This window comes from Photobacterium sp. HL06, from assembly GCF_059552575.1.
On record NZ_CM183914.1, the window covers coordinates 3,685,012 to 3,701,692 of the forward strand.

At 52.1% G+C, this 16,681-nt stretch carries 12 protein-coding genes; 10 read left to right on the top strand and 2 right to left on the bottom strand.

Annotated elements, in window-relative coordinates:
• The first annotated feature begins 127 nt into the window (after positions 1-127).
• The 3 genes from thiB to thiQ are packed head-to-tail and all read left to right on the top strand — an operon-like array spanning position 128 to position 3,424.
• Positions 128-1,096, top strand: coding sequence for a thiamine ABC transporter substrate binding subunit (gene thiB / locus AC51G0_RS16575; RefSeq protein ID WP_496301990.1), 969 nt, complete (start codon positions 128-130; stop codon positions 1,094-1,096).
• A gap of 13 nt (positions 1,097-1,109) precedes the next feature.
• Positions 1,110-2,699 carry a thiamine/thiamine pyrophosphate ABC transporter permease ThiP gene (gene thiP / locus AC51G0_RS16580; protein WP_496299863.1) on the top strand — a complete coding sequence of 530 codons (1,590 nt, stop codon included), beginning with the start codon at positions 1,110-1,112 and terminating at the stop codon, positions 2,697-2,699.
• The gene (gene thiQ / locus AC51G0_RS16585; RefSeq protein WP_496301991.1) at positions 2,699-3,424 is read left to right on the top strand and encodes a thiamine ABC transporter ATP-binding protein; all 726 of its coding nucleotides are present in this window, start codon (positions 2,699-2,701) and stop codon (positions 3,422-3,424) included. Before thiP ends, thiQ begins: the two co-directional genes overlap by 1 nt.
• A 49-nt stretch (positions 3,425-3,473) precedes the next feature.
• On the opposite strand, the gene AC51G0_RS16590 is transcribed toward thiQ, so the two are convergent.
• A complete protein-coding gene (locus AC51G0_RS16590; RefSeq protein ID WP_496299864.1) occupies positions 3,474-4,850 on the bottom strand; it encodes a PhoH family protein in 1,377 nt (458 codons plus the stop codon).
• A gap of 306 nt (positions 4,851-5,156) precedes the next feature.
• Between AC51G0_RS16590 and rapA the strand changes: the two genes are divergently transcribed.
• From rapA to AC51G0_RS16605, 3 genes are all read left to right on the top strand, one after another.
• Positions 5,157-8,075, top strand: coding sequence for an RNA polymerase-associated protein RapA (gene rapA, locus AC51G0_RS16595; RefSeq protein ID WP_496299865.1), 2,919 nt, complete (start codon positions 5,157-5,159; stop codon positions 8,073-8,075).
• 164 nt (positions 8,076-8,239) lie between these two features.
• Positions 8,240-8,947 carry a bifunctional tRNA pseudouridine(32) synthase/23S rRNA pseudouridine(746) synthase RluA gene (gene rluA / locus AC51G0_RS16600; protein ID WP_496299866.1) on the top strand — a complete coding sequence of 236 codons (708 nt, stop codon included), beginning with the start codon at positions 8,240-8,242 and terminating at the stop codon, positions 8,945-8,947.
• Positions 8,948-8,988: 41 nt separating this feature from the next.
• Positions 8,989-9,975 carry a D-2-hydroxyacid dehydrogenase gene (locus AC51G0_RS16605; protein ID WP_496299867.1) on the top strand — a complete coding sequence of 329 codons (987 nt, stop codon included), beginning with the start codon at positions 8,989-8,991 and terminating at the stop codon, positions 9,973-9,975.
• Positions 9,976-10,094: 119 nt separating this feature from the next.
• Here AC51G0_RS16605 and djlA read toward each other — a convergent pair whose 3' ends face one another.
• Complete coding sequence (gene djlA, locus AC51G0_RS16610) at positions 10,095-10,928, bottom strand: co-chaperone DjlA (RefSeq protein ID WP_496299868.1); 834 nt, start codon at positions 10,926-10,928, stop codon at positions 10,095-10,097.
• A 190-nt stretch (positions 10,929-11,118) separates the two neighbouring features.
• Here djlA and lptD point away from each other — a divergent pair, with 190 nt between their 5' ends.
• The 4 genes from lptD to rsmA all read left to right on the top strand — a co-directional run bounded on the left by lptD (position 11,119) and on the right by rsmA (position 16,647).
• The gene (gene lptD, locus AC51G0_RS16615; RefSeq protein ID WP_496299869.1) at positions 11,119-13,479 is read left to right on the top strand and encodes an LPS assembly protein LptD; all 2,361 of its coding nucleotides are present in this window, start codon (positions 11,119-11,121) and stop codon (positions 13,477-13,479) included.
• A 69-nt stretch (positions 13,480-13,548) separates the two neighbouring features.
• A complete protein-coding gene (gene surA / locus AC51G0_RS16620) occupies positions 13,549-14,853 on the top strand; it encodes a peptidylprolyl isomerase SurA (RefSeq protein WP_496299870.1) in 1,305 nt (434 codons plus the stop codon).
• Positions 14,840-15,832, top strand: a complete 993-nt coding sequence (pdxA, locus tag AC51G0_RS16625; protein ID WP_496299871.1) for a 4-hydroxythreonine-4-phosphate dehydrogenase PdxA — start codon at positions 14,840-14,842, stop codon at positions 15,830-15,832. The genes surA and pdxA overlap by 14 nt, the downstream gene beginning before the upstream one ends.
• Entirely contained in the window at positions 15,829-16,647 is an 819-nt protein-coding gene (rsmA, locus tag AC51G0_RS16630; RefSeq protein ID WP_496299872.1) for a 16S rRNA (adenine(1518)-N(6)/adenine(1519)-N(6))-dimethyltransferase RsmA, read from the top strand. Before pdxA ends, rsmA begins: the two co-directional genes overlap by 4 nt.
• Positions 16,648-16,681: the final 34 nt, after the last annotated feature.

Genomic DNA, 16,681 nt, shown 5'->3' on the forward strand with positions numbered 1-16,681 from the left:
CGTTACAGCACGACGCTGAACGCCTTTCTCAACCCTGTGCCGCTCATACGATTTATTTCCCTCTTGCAGGACGCAAGGGCATCAGGAGCGCATAGTGAAAAAACTACTTCCGATTCTAACTCTGTCGATGGCAGCAGGCTCAGCGTGGGCTGCCACGGATGCGTTAAACAAAGACACGCTAACCGTTTATACCTACAGCTCTTTTGCTTCTGACTGGGGACCGGGCCCGGCGATTGAAAAAGCCTTTGAAGCGCAGTGCAACTGCAACCTGGAATTTGTCGCACTGGATGACGGCGTATCAATCCTCAACCGTCTGCGCCTTGAAGGCAGCAGCACCAAAGCCGATATCCTGCTGGGCCTGGACAATAACCTGATCAGCGAAGCAAAGAAAACCAACCTGCTGGCCACACACAAGGTCGATACCAACAGTGTGACCCTGCCTAACGGCTGGAGTGATGACACTTTTGTGCCATATGACTATGGTTACTTCGCATTTGTCTACGATTCCAAGAAGTTGGCGACCCCGCCGAAAAGCCTGAAAGAGCTTATTGAGCGTGACGACCTGAGTGTGATCTACCAAGATCCACGCACATCAACACCGGGCCAGGGCCTGATGTTGTGGATGAAATCTGTTTATGGCGATAAGACTGCCGACGCATGGCAACAGCTGGCAAAGAAAACCGTTACGGTTACCAAAGGCTGGTCGGAAGCCTACAACATGTTCTTAAAAGGTGAGTCAGATTTAGTGCTGTCATACACCACCTCACCGGCCTATCACATCATTGCCGAGAGTGAAGGCAAGTACAAAGCTGCAGACTTCAGCGAAGGCCACTACATGCAGGTCGAAGTTGCCGCTAAGCTGAAAAACAGCCCGAACCAAAAACTGGCCGATCAGTTTATGTCCTTTATCCTGACACCGGAATTCCAGTCAGTGATCCCGACAGGTAACTGGATGTACCCGGTCACCAAGCAGGATCTCCCTGAAGGCTTTGAGCAACTAACCCTGCCAGCCAAATCATTGGAATTCAGTGCTGAGGAAGTGGCCGCCGAACGTCGTGGATGGATCCGTGAATGGCAACATGCCCTGACCCAATAAAGGCTACAGACCTTTGAATACCCGCGTTACCCAAATCTTGCCCGGCATCGTTTCTGCCGGGCTTATTGTCGCTCTGGTACTGAGTGCGATCAGTGCCCTGATCAGCCAGGCCAATGAGCTAAATCTGCTGCAAATCTGGCACGATCCCTACCTGCGCCATGTTACCGGCTTCAGTTTCTATCAGGCGCTGCTGTCGACGCTGCTAAGTATCATTCCGGCGATCCCGGCCGCCTATGCCCTGTCACGCCGCCAATTCCCCGGTCGCAATTTGCTGTTGCGCCTGTTTGCGATGACCTTGGTACTCCCGGTATTAGTCGCGGTGTTTGGCCTGCTGACTATCTATGGTAAAAGTGGCCTGCTGGCAGATCTGTTCAAAGCCAATGGGCTGTCCCTGCCCTTTTCTATCTATGGCCTGAACGGCATTTTGCTCGCCCATGTGTTTCTCAATTTTCCGCTTGCTACCCGTCTATTGCTACAAAGTCTGGAGGGGATCCCGTTCGAGCAGCATCAGCTGGCAACGCATCTGGGGATCAAGGGCTGGAGCAAGTTTCGTTTTATCGCCTGGCCGCGGCTGCGTCAGCAACTGCCTCACGTCATTGGCCTGATCTTCATGCTGTGCTTTACCAGCTTTGCGGTGATTATGTCACTGGGAGGCGGCCCGAGAGCGACCACGATTGAGTTGGCTATCTACCAGGCATTACGCTATGACTTCGACCTGGCAGGCGGCGCTATCCTGGCCCTGTGGCAAATGCTCATTTGCAGTAGCCTGGTGCTATTGACACAGCGTTTTGCCAAACCACTTTCGACACTCAGTGGTTCAGTCTCACGCCAGCCACAAAACCAGTTTGACAGCTGGCAGGCCAAAGCCTGGGATGGGCTGTGGATCGGTTTTGCCTTGCTATTGGTCCTACCGCCACTGTTGGCGGTGGTCGGTGCCGGGATTAATAGCCAGCTCCCCAGCCTGCTAGTCGAGCCAGCACTATGGCAAGCCGTCCTGAACTCCTTGAAGATAGCCTCGCTGTCTTGCCTGACTGCACTTGTTAGCGGCATGGCAATTCTCCTTACCAGCCGTCAGTGGCGCCTGCAGAAGAGAACATTGCCTGCCGATGGAATTGAACTGCTCGGCACGATTATCCTGGTGACCCCGGGGCTGGTATTGAGCACCGGGATCTTCCTGCTGCTTCGCCAATACACCGATGCCTTTGCTGCCGCCTTCTGGGTAATTGTCGGGGTCAATGCATTGATGGCCCTGCCCTATGTGATCAAAACGCTAAGCCAGCCTATGCTGCATGTCGCCCAGCAATACAACCCATTGTGCCAGAGCCTGGGGATGCACGGGCTGTCCCGTCTGTACCTGGTTGAGTGGCGGGCGCTGCGTAAACCCATAGCTCAGGCATTGGCGATTGGCTTTGTGCTATCACTGGGCGATCTCGGTGCTATCGCTCTGTTTGGCAGCCAGGGGTTCCAGACCCTCCCGCTTTACCTGTTCCAATTGCTCGGCAGCTACCAGATGGATGCCGCCGCAGTTGCCGCACTGCTCCTGTTACTGCTCAGCCTGGGATTATTTACCCTGGTTGAAAAAATATTGATCCGGACGCCATGATGCTGACCTTGAAACAATTAACTCACCGCTACGTTCAACCAGCCTATTCGCGGCAGGCTGAGAGTACCCAGCTGACCTTTGATCTCGAAGTCGAAACCGGTGAAATCGTTGCGCTGATCGGCCCGAGCGGTGCAGGCAAGAGCACCCTGCTTGCCATGGTGGCGGGGTTTCTCGCCCCCGACAGCGGTGAACTCACCATTGCCGGGCAGCCTATCGACCGCCAGCTTCCGTCCGAGAGACCACTCTCACTACTGTTTCAGGATCACAACCTGTTTCCCCACCTGACCGTATTTGAAAACATCGGTCTGGGCCTTCATCCCGGGCTCAAGCTCAGCCGGGAAGACAAGGAGAGTATCGTGGTAGCCGCATCACGGGTCGGGATCCAAAAATACCTCGATCGCCTGCCGGAACAGTTATCCGGTGGCCAGAAACAACGGGTTGCGCTGGCACGTTGCCTGATCAGGAAAAGGCCGCTGCTATTGCTCGACGAGCCGTTTTCAGCCTTGGATCCGGCCCTGCGCAAAGAAATGCTGGAGCTGGTGAAAAGTCTGGCCAAGGAACACCGGACCACCGTACTGATGGTCACCCACAGCCCGGAAGATGCCCTGAAAATAGCCGGTAGGTGTGCCTTCATCTGTGACGGTGAGGTAAAAGTATTTGGTGAAACCAGGCAAATGCTCACCCAGCCAGAAGACGATGCACTGAAGAGATATTTAGGCCGCTAGAAGCGGGAAGCGGAGCGCCCCTGAAGCGGAGCGCCCTCGCTGCTATTAATTAAAGATTCTCTTCCGCAAATTCGGCTAAACGGCTGCGGACCACGCCATTGAGATAAATATTGGCACTACCCTCGAAATTCTTAAAACGCTCAACGATATACGTCAAGCCCGAGGTCACTGGAGATAAATAGCTGGAGTCAATCTGGGCCAGGTTACCGGAACAGACAATCTTGGTGCCCTCCCCGCAACGGGTGATAATGGTCTTGATTTGGGAGGCGGTTAAGTTCTGGCACTCATCCAGTAAAACGAAGGCATTCTGGATTGAGCGGCCGCGCATAAAGTTAATCGATTTGAATTGAATATTGGCTTTGTCGTAGATGTACTTCATCGAGCCATCAGTACACACATCATGTTTATGTAGCGCTTCCATGGTATCGGTTACGGCCGCTAGCCATGGCATCATTTTTTCTTCTTCGGTACCCGGCAGATAACCAATCGACTCGGCAATTTCCGGGGTATTACGGGTAACCAGGATCTTGTCATACATCCCTTTTTCAATCACCTGCTCAAGTGCTGCAGCCATCGCCAGGATCGTTTTACCGCACCCGGCAGGGCCAGTCAGGATCACCAGATCAATGTTTGGATCCATCATTGCATCCAACGCCATGCCCTGATAAACATTTTTGGGGTGGATCCCCCAGGCCTGCCGGTGCATCAGGCGTTCCTGGCCGATATCCTTCAGGGTCACAGTCTCACCGTCAATAGCCTGCACCCGGGCAGCAAAGTCCGTCCCTTCATCAAGCAGGTATTGATTGATGAACGGTGTATCAAATAGTTCTGTCGGTAGTGTATGCAAGGTCGAACGACCATTGCTCTCTGATTGGCATTCGCCAACCCGTTCCCAAAAATCACCAGAGAACTTGTAAAAGCCCTTGGTCAGCAACTTCACATCATCAATTAATTGGTCGGAGCGGTAGTCATCAACAAAATAAACGCCGGCGCCTTTCGCCCGTAACCGCATGTTAATGTCTTTGGTGACCAACACCACTTCCCTTGGCGCGTACTCTGCCTGCAAAAAAAGCACACCGTTAAGGATCCGGTTGTCACCCGCCTTATCGGCGAATGCATGTACGGTCTCGGTGACTTCATAATCGGCAAAAATAGCAATGGTTCCTTGGTTTTCTCCTTGAGTGGAAAATGGGATCCCAGCAGAAATCTGCTCGGGTGTCGCATCATGGAAGATATCTTCCAGGGCGCGAATCGCAATCCGGGCATCCCGCGATACATCACGCTTGCTGTCCTTGATGCGATCCAGCTCTTCAAGCACAGTCATCGGGATAACAACATCGTGCTCTTTAAAGGAATAAATGGCGAGGGGTTCGTGAAGCAGAATATTTGTATCCAGTACAAAAATTTTCCGTTCAACTTCGTCCATAGGTACCTCCTTGGTAACAATCAGACAGCAATAACATTGCTGTCATTCTTTAAGCGTATGCCAAATTAGTGCAGTTACTATTAAAGACCGGAGATAATTAAAGAATTGTGACAATCATGCCTAAAAATACTTTGCCGGATTCAGGTCACTTTCGCCGTGACCTTACTCACAGCATGCAGTAACATTACTCCCTTTTTTTACCGATGCGGATTCTGGCTTACACTTAATCTCAGTGTAGTTCAAAAATGTTAGAGCATCGGATTAACATTCTCCTTAATATCAAATAATTAGAAGGTTTTAACCACTATGCCATTTGCTTTGGGTCAACGTTGGATCAGCGATACTGAAAGTGATCTGGGTTTGGGAACAGTCGTTGCGGCTGACGCCCGTACTGTCACCTTGATGTTCTCAGCCTGTGAAGAGAACCGCCTGTACGCACGAAGTGATGCCCCCGTTACCCGCGTAATGTTTAATGTCGGCGATGTGGTTGAAAGCCATGAAGGCTGGTCACTGAAGGTCGAGCAGGTCGAGGAAACCGGCGGCGTGTTCACTTATGTGGGAACACGTACAGATACCGAAGAAGAAGATGTTCAGCTACGTGAAATTTTCCTCTGCAACCAAATCCGATTCAATAAGCCACAGGATAAATTGTTTGCCGGCCAAATCGACCGGATGGATCGCTTCGCCCTGCGTTACCGTGCGCTTAAAAACCAATACGAGCAGCACAAGAGCCCATTGCGTGGTCTGTGTGGTATGCGTGCCGGACTGATCCCGCACCAGTTATACATCGCCCACGAAGTCGGTCGCCGTTATGCGCCGCGCGTATTGCTGGCCGATGAAGTTGGCCTGGGCAAGACTATCGAAGCCGGTATGATCATCCACCAACAGGTGCTTTCAGGCCGTGCAGAACGCATTCTGATCCTGGTGCCGGAAACACTCCAACACCAGTGGCTGGTAGAAATGATGCGCCGCTTCAACCTGCACTTCTCTATTTTTGACGAGGAGCGCTGTGTCGAAGCCTATGCCGATTCTGCCAACCCGTTTGATACTGCGCAATATGTCCTGTGTTCGTTGGACTTCCTGCGCAAGAGCCGCCGCCGTTTTGAACAGGCCCTCGATGCAGACTGGGATCTGCTGGTTGTCGATGAAGCGCACCACCTAGAGTGGAGCGAGGACAAACCAAGCCGCCAGTACCAGGTGGTTGAAGCCCTGGCAGAGAAAAGTCCTGGCGTGCTGCTGCTAACCGCAACCCCTGAGCAGCTGGGCCACGAGAGCCACTTTGCCCGCCTGCGCTTGCTTGACCCAGACCGTTTCTACGACTACGAAGCCTTTGTTGAAGAAGAACGCCAATATGCACCGGTCGCGGATGCTGTCTCTCGTCTGCTATCAGGCGAGAAACTCGATGAGAGCGCCCAAAACAGCCTGACAGAGCTGCTGCCAGAGCAAGATATCGAGCCAATGCTGCGGATCATTGAGTCTCAGGATATCGATGGCGAACAACAAGAAACGGTACGTCATGAGCTTATCGACAACCTGATGGATCGCCATGGTACCGGCCGAGTGCTGTTCCGTAATACCCGGACTGCAATCAAGGGCTTCCCGCAGCGCCACCTGAATATGTACCCACTACCACTGCCGACCCAGTATCAGACGGCAATGCGCGTAGCCGGGATGATGGGTGGCAAAATGTCAGAAGAGCAGAAAACCATCAAGCTGCTGTATCCGGAAGATATCTACCAAGAATTTGAAGGTGATTCAGCAACTTGGTGGAACTTTGACCCACGGGTAACCTGGTTGCTGGATATGCTAATGGCAAACCGCAATGAGAAGGTACTGGTCATTTGCTCCCGTGCGCAAACCGCACTGACACTGGAGCAGGCGCTGCGCGAGCGTGAAGGGATCCGTGCGACCGTCTTCCATGAAGGCATGTCGATCATTGAACGCGATAAAGCCGCCGCCTACTTTGCCCAGGAAGAAGGTGGCGCTCAAGTATTGTTATGTTCGGAAATTGGCTCTGAAGGCCGCAACTTCCAGTTTGCCAACCAGCTGGTGATGTTTGACCTGCCGAATAACCCGGATCTGCTGGAACAGCGTATCGGCCGCCTGGACCGAATTGGCCAGAAGCGTGATATTGAAATCCATGTACCGCACCTACAAGGTACTTCACAGGCACTGCTGGCCCACTGGTACAACGAAGGCCTGAACGCCTTTGAGGAAACCTGCCCGACAGGTCGCGCCATATACGATGCCTTCAGCAGCGAGCTCATTACCCTGCTGGCCAGTGATAAGCATGATGGTGAAGCACTAGAGCAGCTGATTGAACGCAGTGCCGCTATGCACCGTGAACTGAAAGGCAAGCTGGAACAAGGCCGTGACCGCCTGCTGGAAATCCACTCCAACGGGGGGGATAAGGCACGCGCGCTCGTTGAACAGATTTCCGCAAAAGACGGAGACACCAACCTTGTGACGTTTGCCCTCGGCCTATTCGATACCATCGGCTTGAACCAGGACGACAAGGGTGAAAATGCCATTGTGGTGACGCCATCGGAGCACATGATGGTTGCCAGCTATCCGGGTCTGCCTTATGACGGCTGCACCATCACGTTTGAGCGCGATACGGCACTGTCACGGGAAGATCTGCACTTTATCAGCTGGGAGCACCCAATGATCCAGGGCGGTATCGATCTGCTGCTGTCAGAAGGTGTGGGGACAACGGCGGTATCTCTGCTGAAAAACAAGGCCCTTCCTGCGGGTACCCTGCTGCTTGAGCTGGTGTATGTCGTTGATGCACAGGCACCGAAACAGTCCGGTATTGGCCGCTTCCTGCCACAGACGCCTATTCGTATCTTGCTTGATGCCAAAGGCAACAACCTGTCGGCCAATGTTGAGTTTGAAGGCTTCAACCGCCAGCTTAGCCCAGTAAACCGCCACCTTGCCAGCAAACTGGTCAACTCGGTGCAGAAAGATATCCATGTTCTGATTGAACATGCTGAACAGGCTGTCGGCAAAGAGCTGGAGACTGTTCGCGATGCCGCTCAGGCTGACATGGAAACGACCCTACGTGCTGAGCTGGATCGTCTCCAGGCACTCAAAGCGGTCAACCCGAATATCCGTGATGATGAACTGGAATTGATTGAAAACCAAATCCAAGACCTAACAGGTTATATCGCCAAAGCTCAGGTTCAGCTGGACTCGTTGCGTCTGATTGTTGTCAGCCACGGCTAACTCGCCGGTACCTAGCGACGACTCACGTACATTGTTCCTGCCAAAACACCTGACAGCCACTTGCTGTCAGGTGTTTTTTTATTCACCCAGCCATTCGATGAATGGCCCCTACAGCGAATGTGTTATTCTTGCCCGCTTCAAAATCCTGTCAGCCTGAGTAAATCATGAAACCACTGCCTTTGCTGGACTATAACCCGCCCACCGATCCGTGGTTGGATATTTTACATCTCGACAACGATATTATTGCGCTCAACAAACCATCAGGTTTGCTGTCCAACCCGGGCCGTGATCCAATCCACCATGACAGCGTATACAGCCGGGTACTTAAAGAGCATCCCGAAGCCCACCTTGTCCACCGTTTGGATATGGCCACATCAGGGTTGATCCTGCTTGCTACCAATAAAGACTCTGAGCGCCACCTGCAAAAACAATTTCGGGAGCGCCAGACGGAGAAGGTTTACTATGCCAGGGTATGGGGCCAACTGGAACAAGACAGCGGCACGGTTGATTTGCCGCTAATCTGTGACTGGCCGAACCGCCCGATGCAAAAAGTCTGCTTCGAAGACGGCAAACCCTCTGTCACCCACTATCAGGTGATTGCCCGCGAAGACAACAGTACCCTGGTACGCCTGCGCCCTGTCACTGGCCGGTCTCATCAGCTCAGGGTCCATATGCTGGCACTCGGCCACCCAATACTGGGCGACCGCTTTTATGCCCATGACGAGGCCCGGGAAATCGCACCAAGGCTGCAGCTCCATGCGGCCGAGCTGACCTTTACCCAGCCAACGACAGAGCAACCCATGCATCTGTTCGCCCCATGCGATTTCTACCCCGATGCGCCGAGCAAAACGCTCCCGGATCAAGAAAATTAACCCTCTTGGTTGAGGTCTGCCCCAAAGTTAGTGTTAACTGAATGAACACTAACTTTGGAGCCTCTCTCAAGCATATGGAAACCATCGTCTTTCTCGACCGGGATACCATTCCCGCCCATATCCAACTGCCCCAGCCAAGTTTTGCCCACCAGTGGGACGAATATCCGGCAACCGCTCCTGAGCAGATCATCACCCGCTTGCAACATGCCACCATCGCCATCAGTAACAAGGTTGTTCTCGATGCCAAGGTGCTAAGCCAGCTCCCCCAGCTAAAAATGATCGCGATTGCGGCGACGGGGACCAACAATGTCGATCTCGATTATTGCCACCAGCACGGGATAACCATCAGTAATATTCGCGGCTACGCAACAGATTCCGTTCCTGAGCATGCCGTGGCAATGATGTTTGCCCTGCGGCGCAACCTGATGGGATACCACCGGGATATTGAGGCCGGTGTCTGGCAGCAAAAAAAACAGTTTTGCTTTTTTACCCATCCGATTAGAGATATTAAAGGCTCGACGCTAGGGATCATCGGTAGCGGCAGCTTGGGCCAGGCAGTAGCGAAACTGGCACAAGCATTGGGGATGAGGGTGTTACTTGCCGAGCGCAAAAGCCAACAGCATTGCCGAGACGGCTACACCCCTTTTTCTGAAGTGCTGGCACAGGCGGATATCCTCACCCTGCACAGCCCTTTGACAGCGCAGACAACTAACCTGATAGGCCAGGAAGAGCTGGCAAGCATGAAGCCATCTAGCCTGTTGATCAATACCGGTAGGGGCGGCCTAGTTGACGAACAGGCGCTGGTTGATGCGCTAAAGCACGGTGAGATAGGGGGAGCAGGCGTTGATGTCTTTACCGATGAGCCAGCAGATAACAGCAACCCTCTGATTGCCAATGCCCATCTGCCAAACCTATTGCTAACCCCCCACGTAGCCTGGGGATCCGATTCAGCCATTCAGGCACTTGCCAACCAGCTAATCGACAATATCAATGCATTTGTGGCCGGGACGCCAAGGAATATAGTTTAAGAAGCGGGAAGCGGGAAATTTTCGACATCACCAATTGGTTATCAATGAAAACCCCCGCCTCACGAAGCGCAGCGCCCTCGCTTCTTACACGAAGTGTAAATGCGCTTCCTAGGCGTAGCCTACTTAACCCCCTGTTCCTTACGGATCAGATCATAAGCCGCCTGCAGCTCCTGGGTTTTCTGCTTGGCCAGCTCCATCATTTCGGGCGGCAAGCCCTTGGCAGCCAGCTTATCCGGATGATGCTCATTCATCTGCTTGCGGTATGCTCTTTTCAGCTCCTGTGCCGATGCCGACTCTTGCACCCCCAATAATTCGTAGGCATCTGCCAGCTGATCTTTGGTCGGCGTCTGTCGGAACGCCCCTTGCTGCTGGTATTCTCCCTGCTGGAAACGAAATGCCGCTTCCTGCATATGCAGGCGCTGCTCCAGCTGTCGCTCCGAGAAGCCAAGGCTACGGGCAATCACATACAGAAGCTGACGCTCGCTCGGGTGCAGGCTACCATCGGCAAATGCGGCCTGAATTTGCAGTTCAAGAAAAAACTGCAGCAAATCAGCACGACCGGCACTGCTCATCCGCACTTTCGTCAATGTTTCATCCAGCGGGAAATCTTCTTCTTTACCCTCCCGGAATGCATTTTGTGCCTGGCGGCGGGACTCGCCATGCAAGTTCATGCGATCCATAATTGCGCTGGCCACCCGAATTTCTTCTGCCGTTACCCGTCCTTTAGACTTGGCCATATGACCCATAACTGCAAAGCCAGCATAGAAAAATTCCGCCTGACGTTCGGCACTACTAGCTCGACCAGCACCAAAATTGCCAAACCCGCCACGGTAATAAATATTTGTTCTGGCCTTGTCGAACTTATGCCCCAAAAAGAGGCCTAATAACAAACCGAACGGACCTCCAAGAAGGAAACCAAAAAATGCGCCTAAAATCTTACCCCAAACCTGCATTCTCTACTCTCTGGTAATTTGCTAAATTTAGAAATATTTATACTGGAATTAACCCGACACAATAACGCGAAAAGATGCCGTCGGATAGAATTTGCATTATGATAGCTGTCATTTATCGGGAATGCTTGTAAAAAGCGCCACCAATCTGTTCCTAAAAAGCGCAAAATTGAAAACAGGAAAGTTTAACTAGATGTCATTAACCTCCCGCAGCTTACTGGCCACCATGATAAGCCTTGCGCTTTATGGTCCCGCGATGGCTTATGAGAACCCTACTCCGAGCGAAGATGTCAACGATGAGTCTGCGGCTGTCAATGACACTAATAGCGAGCTTGAGTTGGTTCGGGGTGTCTGTATCGCACCTCAGGATATGCCAGAAGATGCCAACCGCGAACCGATTAAGGTAACCGCCGATCAGGCAGAAGCAAAGACCAACCAAAAAGTGACTTACTCGGGCGATGTCATACTGCAGCAAGGAAACCGCACGGTTGCTGCCGACACTGCAACCTTGCATCAGCCCGAAAATATCGTTACGGCGGAAGGCAACGTCTACTTCCATGACGGGACTCTTGAGGTCTACTCCGATCGTATTCAAAGTAACTTGGACACCGAAGACTCCGAGATGGATAACGCGGTGTATAACATGACCTGCGAAGCCGGTCGTGGGGAAGCAGAGCGGATCACCAAAAATGGTCTCTCCTACTACCGCCTGAAAAATGGTACCTACACCACCTGCCCTCCTGGTGACAAGAGCTGGCTGTTTTCGGCCACCAGTATCGAGCGTGAAAACGACTCGCCTTTTGCTGATTTGTATAATGCCCGTTTTGAAGTGGCAGAAGTGCCGGTGTTTTATATGCCGTACCTGCGTGTTCCTGTCGGCAAAGAGCGCCTGACCGGTTTCTTATACCCATCCGTGAGCTATGGCTCCCGCGATGGTTTCGAACTGGAAACCCCGTTTTACTGGAACATCGCGCCAAATTACGACATGACCATTACCCCGAAATACATGAGTAACCGGGGCCTGCAGCTCAACACCGAGTTTCGCTACCTGACCGAAGCGGGCCGTGGTCACTTGCAGGGCGAGTACCTGGGCGATGATAAAAATGCCTCAGATCAGGGTGCGCGCTGGGGCTTTAACTGGTCTCATAGCGGTACTTATAACAGCCACTGGCTGTTTGATGTCGACTACAGCAAGGTCAGTGATGTGACCTACTTCGAGGATATCGACTCCAGCATCGGCGAACGTGAAGACAACAACCTGCTGCAAACCGGGGAGGTTTCCTACCGTGAACGCTTCTGGGACTCGACCCTGCGTGTACGTGACTTCCAGCCTCTGACCAGCGGGGTGTCTTCCAACTATCGCCTGATGCCACAGCTGGAATTTAACTATTATCGGCCAGACATGGCGTATGGCTTGGATTTCAACCTGAACAGCCATATCAGCCGCTTCGAAAACGATGCTGCAGACAAGCCTTCAGCGGATCGTATTCACCTAGAGCCAACACTAACTCTGCCATATTCAACACCTTGGTGGTCCATCACCTCCGAGGCCAAGCTGATGTATACCTATTACGACCAGGAGTTTGACTCCAGCACCGTCGGACTGGAAAGCTTGGAGGAAACTGCCTCTCGTACAGTCCCGAGCGTGCGTATACACAGTGGCTTATACCTGGAGCGTGATACTTTGCTATGGGGGGAAGACTACACCCAAAGCCTCGAGCCTCAGCTACAGTACCTGTATGTCAAAGATGTCGAACAACAGGATATCTTCAGCAGCTATGATACAACGCTGCTGCAGACGGACTACTACGGCCTGTTCCGCGACAAGCGCTATTCCAGCGTTGACCGGATTGCCGCCGCCAACCAGTTCACCGTCGGGGCAAGCACCCGTTTCTTCGACAGTGATTTTGTCGAGCGCTTCAACCTGTCGTTCGGCCAGATTTTCTATATTAATGACGCTGGCCGTAACCTGGATGAAGACGGCGAATCGAACCCGAACTATTCGGCATCGGCATTTGAATCCGATTTTAATTACGACAATTGGCTATTCTTCCATGGCGGGCTTCAGTATGACGCCAGTGAAAATGAGATGCAGTTTGCCAATGCTGCAATGGAATACCGAGAAGATAACCTGTTTAGCCAACTAAACTACCGTTATGTGTCGAAAAGTTATATCGAGCAGAGCCTGCCTGATAATGATCAGATTGATAACTACACGGAAGAAGGGATCTCACAGCTTGGTTTCTCAACTGGCTTCCCAGTCTACGGTGGCCTGAGCCTACGGGGTGACTACTACCACGATTTGACTGAAAACCAAATGCTGGAAGGCCAAATCACCCTGAACTACCGCTCGGCCTGCTGGATGATCAGCCTTGGCTACAACGAATACCTGAAATCCCGTGGCAACGTCAACACTGACCCGGCAGAGTATGAACAGAACTTCAGTATTTCGTTCAGCCTGCTAGGGCTGACTGGAGGGGCCTCCCCGATTGGTACCGTGTCCGATGGCGGCAATGCGATTGCTTATGGCCGCCCGTTCTACCTCAATAACTAACCCGATACCGTGGCAATTAGCCACGGCGTCATCCGATTTAACGCGCTACGGCGCATGATGGAAAGATGTATGAAAAAGTGGAAGTCTTCTCTTTTAGGCCTGACATTATGGAGCCTGGTTGCAGGCAGCATTGCTGCCCCGCAAGAACTCGATAAGGTCGTCACTATCGTCAATGACAGCGTGATCCTGCAAAGTGATGTCGATGCCATGCTGAAAACAGTACGGATGAATGCGGCCAGTCAAAACCAGCCGCTACCGTCAAACGATATCCTGTCAGAGCAGGTCATGGAAAAGCTGATCATCGAAACCCTTCAGCTCCAACAGGCTGAACAATTCGGGATCCGGATTGATGATACCCGCCTGGATCAGGCTATTAACCAGATCGCTGCCGAGCGCCAGATGTCCGTCGCCCAGCTACAACAGCTCCTGGCAGACAACGGCATCAGCTTTACCATGTTCCGTGAGCAGATGCGTCGCGATATTACCGCTAGTGAAGCGAGAACAATCCAGGTCCGTCGACGTATTAACATCCTGCCCCAGGAAGTCGACACCCTGGCCCAGCAGCTGAATAAGCAAAACCAGCAAGGTGTCAGTTTTAACATCAGCCACATCCAGTTACGGGTCAATGAAAATGCCAGCCCTGTACAGCGCGACGAGGCCATGGCACAAGCGCAACAATTGGTTAATGAGCTAAAAAAAGGGGCTGATTTTGCTAACTTAGCCTACAGCTATTCCAAGGGGCCGAAAGCCCTGCAGGGGGGAGAATGGGGCTGGATGCGCCAGGAAGAAATGCCAACCATCTTTGCCGACCAGATCAAATCCAGTGGCAAAGGCGCGATTATCGGCCCATTCCGTAGTGGAGTCGGTTACCACATCCTGAAAATTAATGATGTGCAGGGGCTGGAAACCATTTCTGTCACCGAAATCAATGCTCGCCATATCCTGGTGAAAACCTCTGTGATCATGAGCGATGACGGCGCCCAACGCCAATTGGATAAAGCACGTAGAGCAATCCTTGCCGGAGAGCAGAGTTTTGCTGATGCGGCGCAGGCTCTTAGTGCGGATCCGGGTTCGGCTGCAAATGGAGGCGAACTAGGCTGGCAGACACCTGATATTTATGTCCCAGAATTTAAGGACAAAGTGGAAACGCTGCCAACCGGAATGATCAGCGAACCGTTCAAAACCGTACACGGCTGGCACATCGTTGAAGTCATTGAACGCCGAGACGTAGATCGTACCGATGCTGCCGTCAAGAATCGCGCTTACCGCATTCTATTCAGCCGTAAGTTTAACGAAGAAGCCCAGGCATGGTTGCAGGAACTGCGTGCTGGTGCCTATATCGAACAGCCGGAAGACGCTAATGACCAAGGTTAAACGTATTGCAATTACTCCCGGTGAGCCAGCAGGGATAGGCCCTGATTTAGTGCTTGCCCTCGCCCAGCATGACTGGCCACACGAACTGGTTGTTTGTGCTAACACCCAGCTTATGGTAGAACGTGCAACCCAGCTAGGATTACCACTGGAAGTCACCGACTATGATCCGGCCCAGCCAGCCCAGCCTCACAAGGCCGGGACCCTGGTTATCGCCAATCATGAGTTAAAGGCACCAGCCAAAGCTGGCGAACTGAATGAGCTTAACGGCCATTATGTGCTCGAGACATTGGCCCGGGCAGCAGATGGCTGTCTAAGCGGCGAGTTTTCAGCGGTGGTAACAGGCCCTGTACATAAAGGGGTCATCAACCGTGCCGGGGTATCATTCAGTGGCCATACCGAATTTTTTGCCCAGAGATCCAATACTGCCCAGGTAGTGATGATGCTGGCAACAGAAGGGTTGCGAGTGGCGCTAGTGACCACTCACATCCCGCTGGCCTATGTTTCCAAGGCGGTCACAGAAGAGCGGCTGCAGCAGGTGATACGGATCCTGCACGCCGATCTGGTCAGTAAATTTGGTATTGAACAACCCAAAATTTATGTTTGCGGGCTCAACCCGCACGCTGGTGAAGATGGCTGTTTGGGTAAGGAGGAGATTGAAGTGATCTCTCCTGCTCTCGAGCAACTTCGCCAGCAGGAAGGTATGAATCTGATTGGCCCGTTGCCGGCAGATACGATTTTCCAGGAAAAATACCTGGCGGATGCAGATACTGTATTGGCCATGTATCACGATCAGGGGCTGCCAGTGCTTAAATTCAAAGGCTTTGGCAAATCAGTCAACATTACGTTAGGCCTGCCCTTTATCAGAACTTCAGTAGATCATGGTACCGCACTGGAACTTGCTGGTACCGGACAGGCGGATACCGGTAGCCTTTGGACAGCGCTATCACACGCCCTTGAATTGGTAGAAAAACAAACATGAGCAGCGATCAGGTCCACCTAGGCCACCGCGCACGTAAGCGCTTTGGTCAGAACTTTTTGAAAGACCCATACATCATTGACGGCATTGTATCGTCAATCAATCCGCTACCAGGTCAAAACTTGGTAGAGATTGGCCCTGGTCTTGGTGCGATCACCGAGCCTGTAGGTAAATTAGTGGATAAATTCTCAGTTATCGAACTCGATAGAGATCTTGCTGAGCGTTTACGCAACCACCCGGATCTAGGCAGTAAGCTGACCATTCATGAAGGCGATGCCATGCGTTTCGACTTCACTCAGCTGATTAAACCAAATAACAAGCTACGTATTTTTGGTAACTTGCCATATAACATTTCAACACCACTGATGTTCCACCTTTTCTCGTTCCATGAACATATTCAAGATATGCACTTCATGTTACAAAAAGAAGTGGTTAACCGCCTGGCTGCAGGTCCGGGTAGTAAAGCTTATGGTCGATTAACCGTAATGGCGCAGTACTACTCACGCGTTATGCCGGTATTAGAAGTGCCACCAGAGTCGTTCGTTCCTGCTCCTAAGGTCGATTCTGCCGTTGTTCGTATTACGCCATATGAAACACTGCCACATCCATGTACTAACCTTAAGTGGTTAGATCGTGTTTGCCGAGAAGGTTTCAACAAACGCCGTAAGACTATCCGCAACTGTTACAAGGCACTAATGACCACTGAGCAACTGGAAGCTCTGGGAATCCATCCTGGCCTGCGACCTGAAAATCTGACTTTAGAGCAGTTTGTTGCTATGGCTAACTGGCTGGATGCCAACCACGACGCAGCAAAATAAGTGGCAATAGCCACAACTCAGGCTATTAAATGTT

Bases quoted from the DNA above. Each gene is read 5' to 3' on its own strand.
- thiB (WP_496301990.1), top strand. From the start codon at position 128: ATGGCAGCAGGCTCAGCGTGGGCTGCCACGGATGCGTTAAACAAAGAC.
- thiQ (WP_496301991.1), top strand. From the start codon at position 2,699: ATGCTGACCTTGAAACAATTAACTCACCGCTACGTTCAACCAGCCTAT.
- AC51G0_RS16590 (WP_496299864.1), bottom strand. From the start codon at position 4,850: ATGGACGAAGTTGAACGGAAAATTTTTGTACTGGATACAAATATTCTG.
- rapA (WP_496299865.1), top strand. From the start codon at position 5,157: ATGCCATTTGCTTTGGGTCAACGTTGGATCAGCGATACTGAAAGTGAT.
- rluA (WP_496299866.1), top strand. From the start codon at position 8,240: ATGAAACCACTGCCTTTGCTGGACTATAACCCGCCCACCGATCCGTGG.
- AC51G0_RS16605 (WP_496299867.1), top strand. From the start codon at position 8,989: ATGAACACTAACTTTGGAGCCTCTCTCAAGCATATGGAAACCATCGTC.
- djlA (WP_496299868.1), bottom strand. From the start codon at position 10,928: ATGCAGGTTTGGGGTAAGATTTTAGGCGCATTTTTTGGTTTCCTTCTT.
- lptD (WP_496299869.1), top strand. From the start codon at position 11,119: ATGTCATTAACCTCCCGCAGCTTACTGGCCACCATGATAAGCCTTGCG.
- surA (WP_496299870.1), top strand. From the start codon at position 13,549: ATGAAAAAGTGGAAGTCTTCTCTTTTAGGCCTGACATTATGGAGCCTG.
- pdxA (WP_496299871.1), top strand. From the start codon at position 14,840: ATGACCAAGGTTAAACGTATTGCAATTACTCCCGGTGAGCCAGCAGGG.
- rsmA (WP_496299872.1), top strand. From the start codon at position 15,829: ATGAGCAGCGATCAGGTCCACCTAGGCCACCGCGCACGTAAGCGCTTT.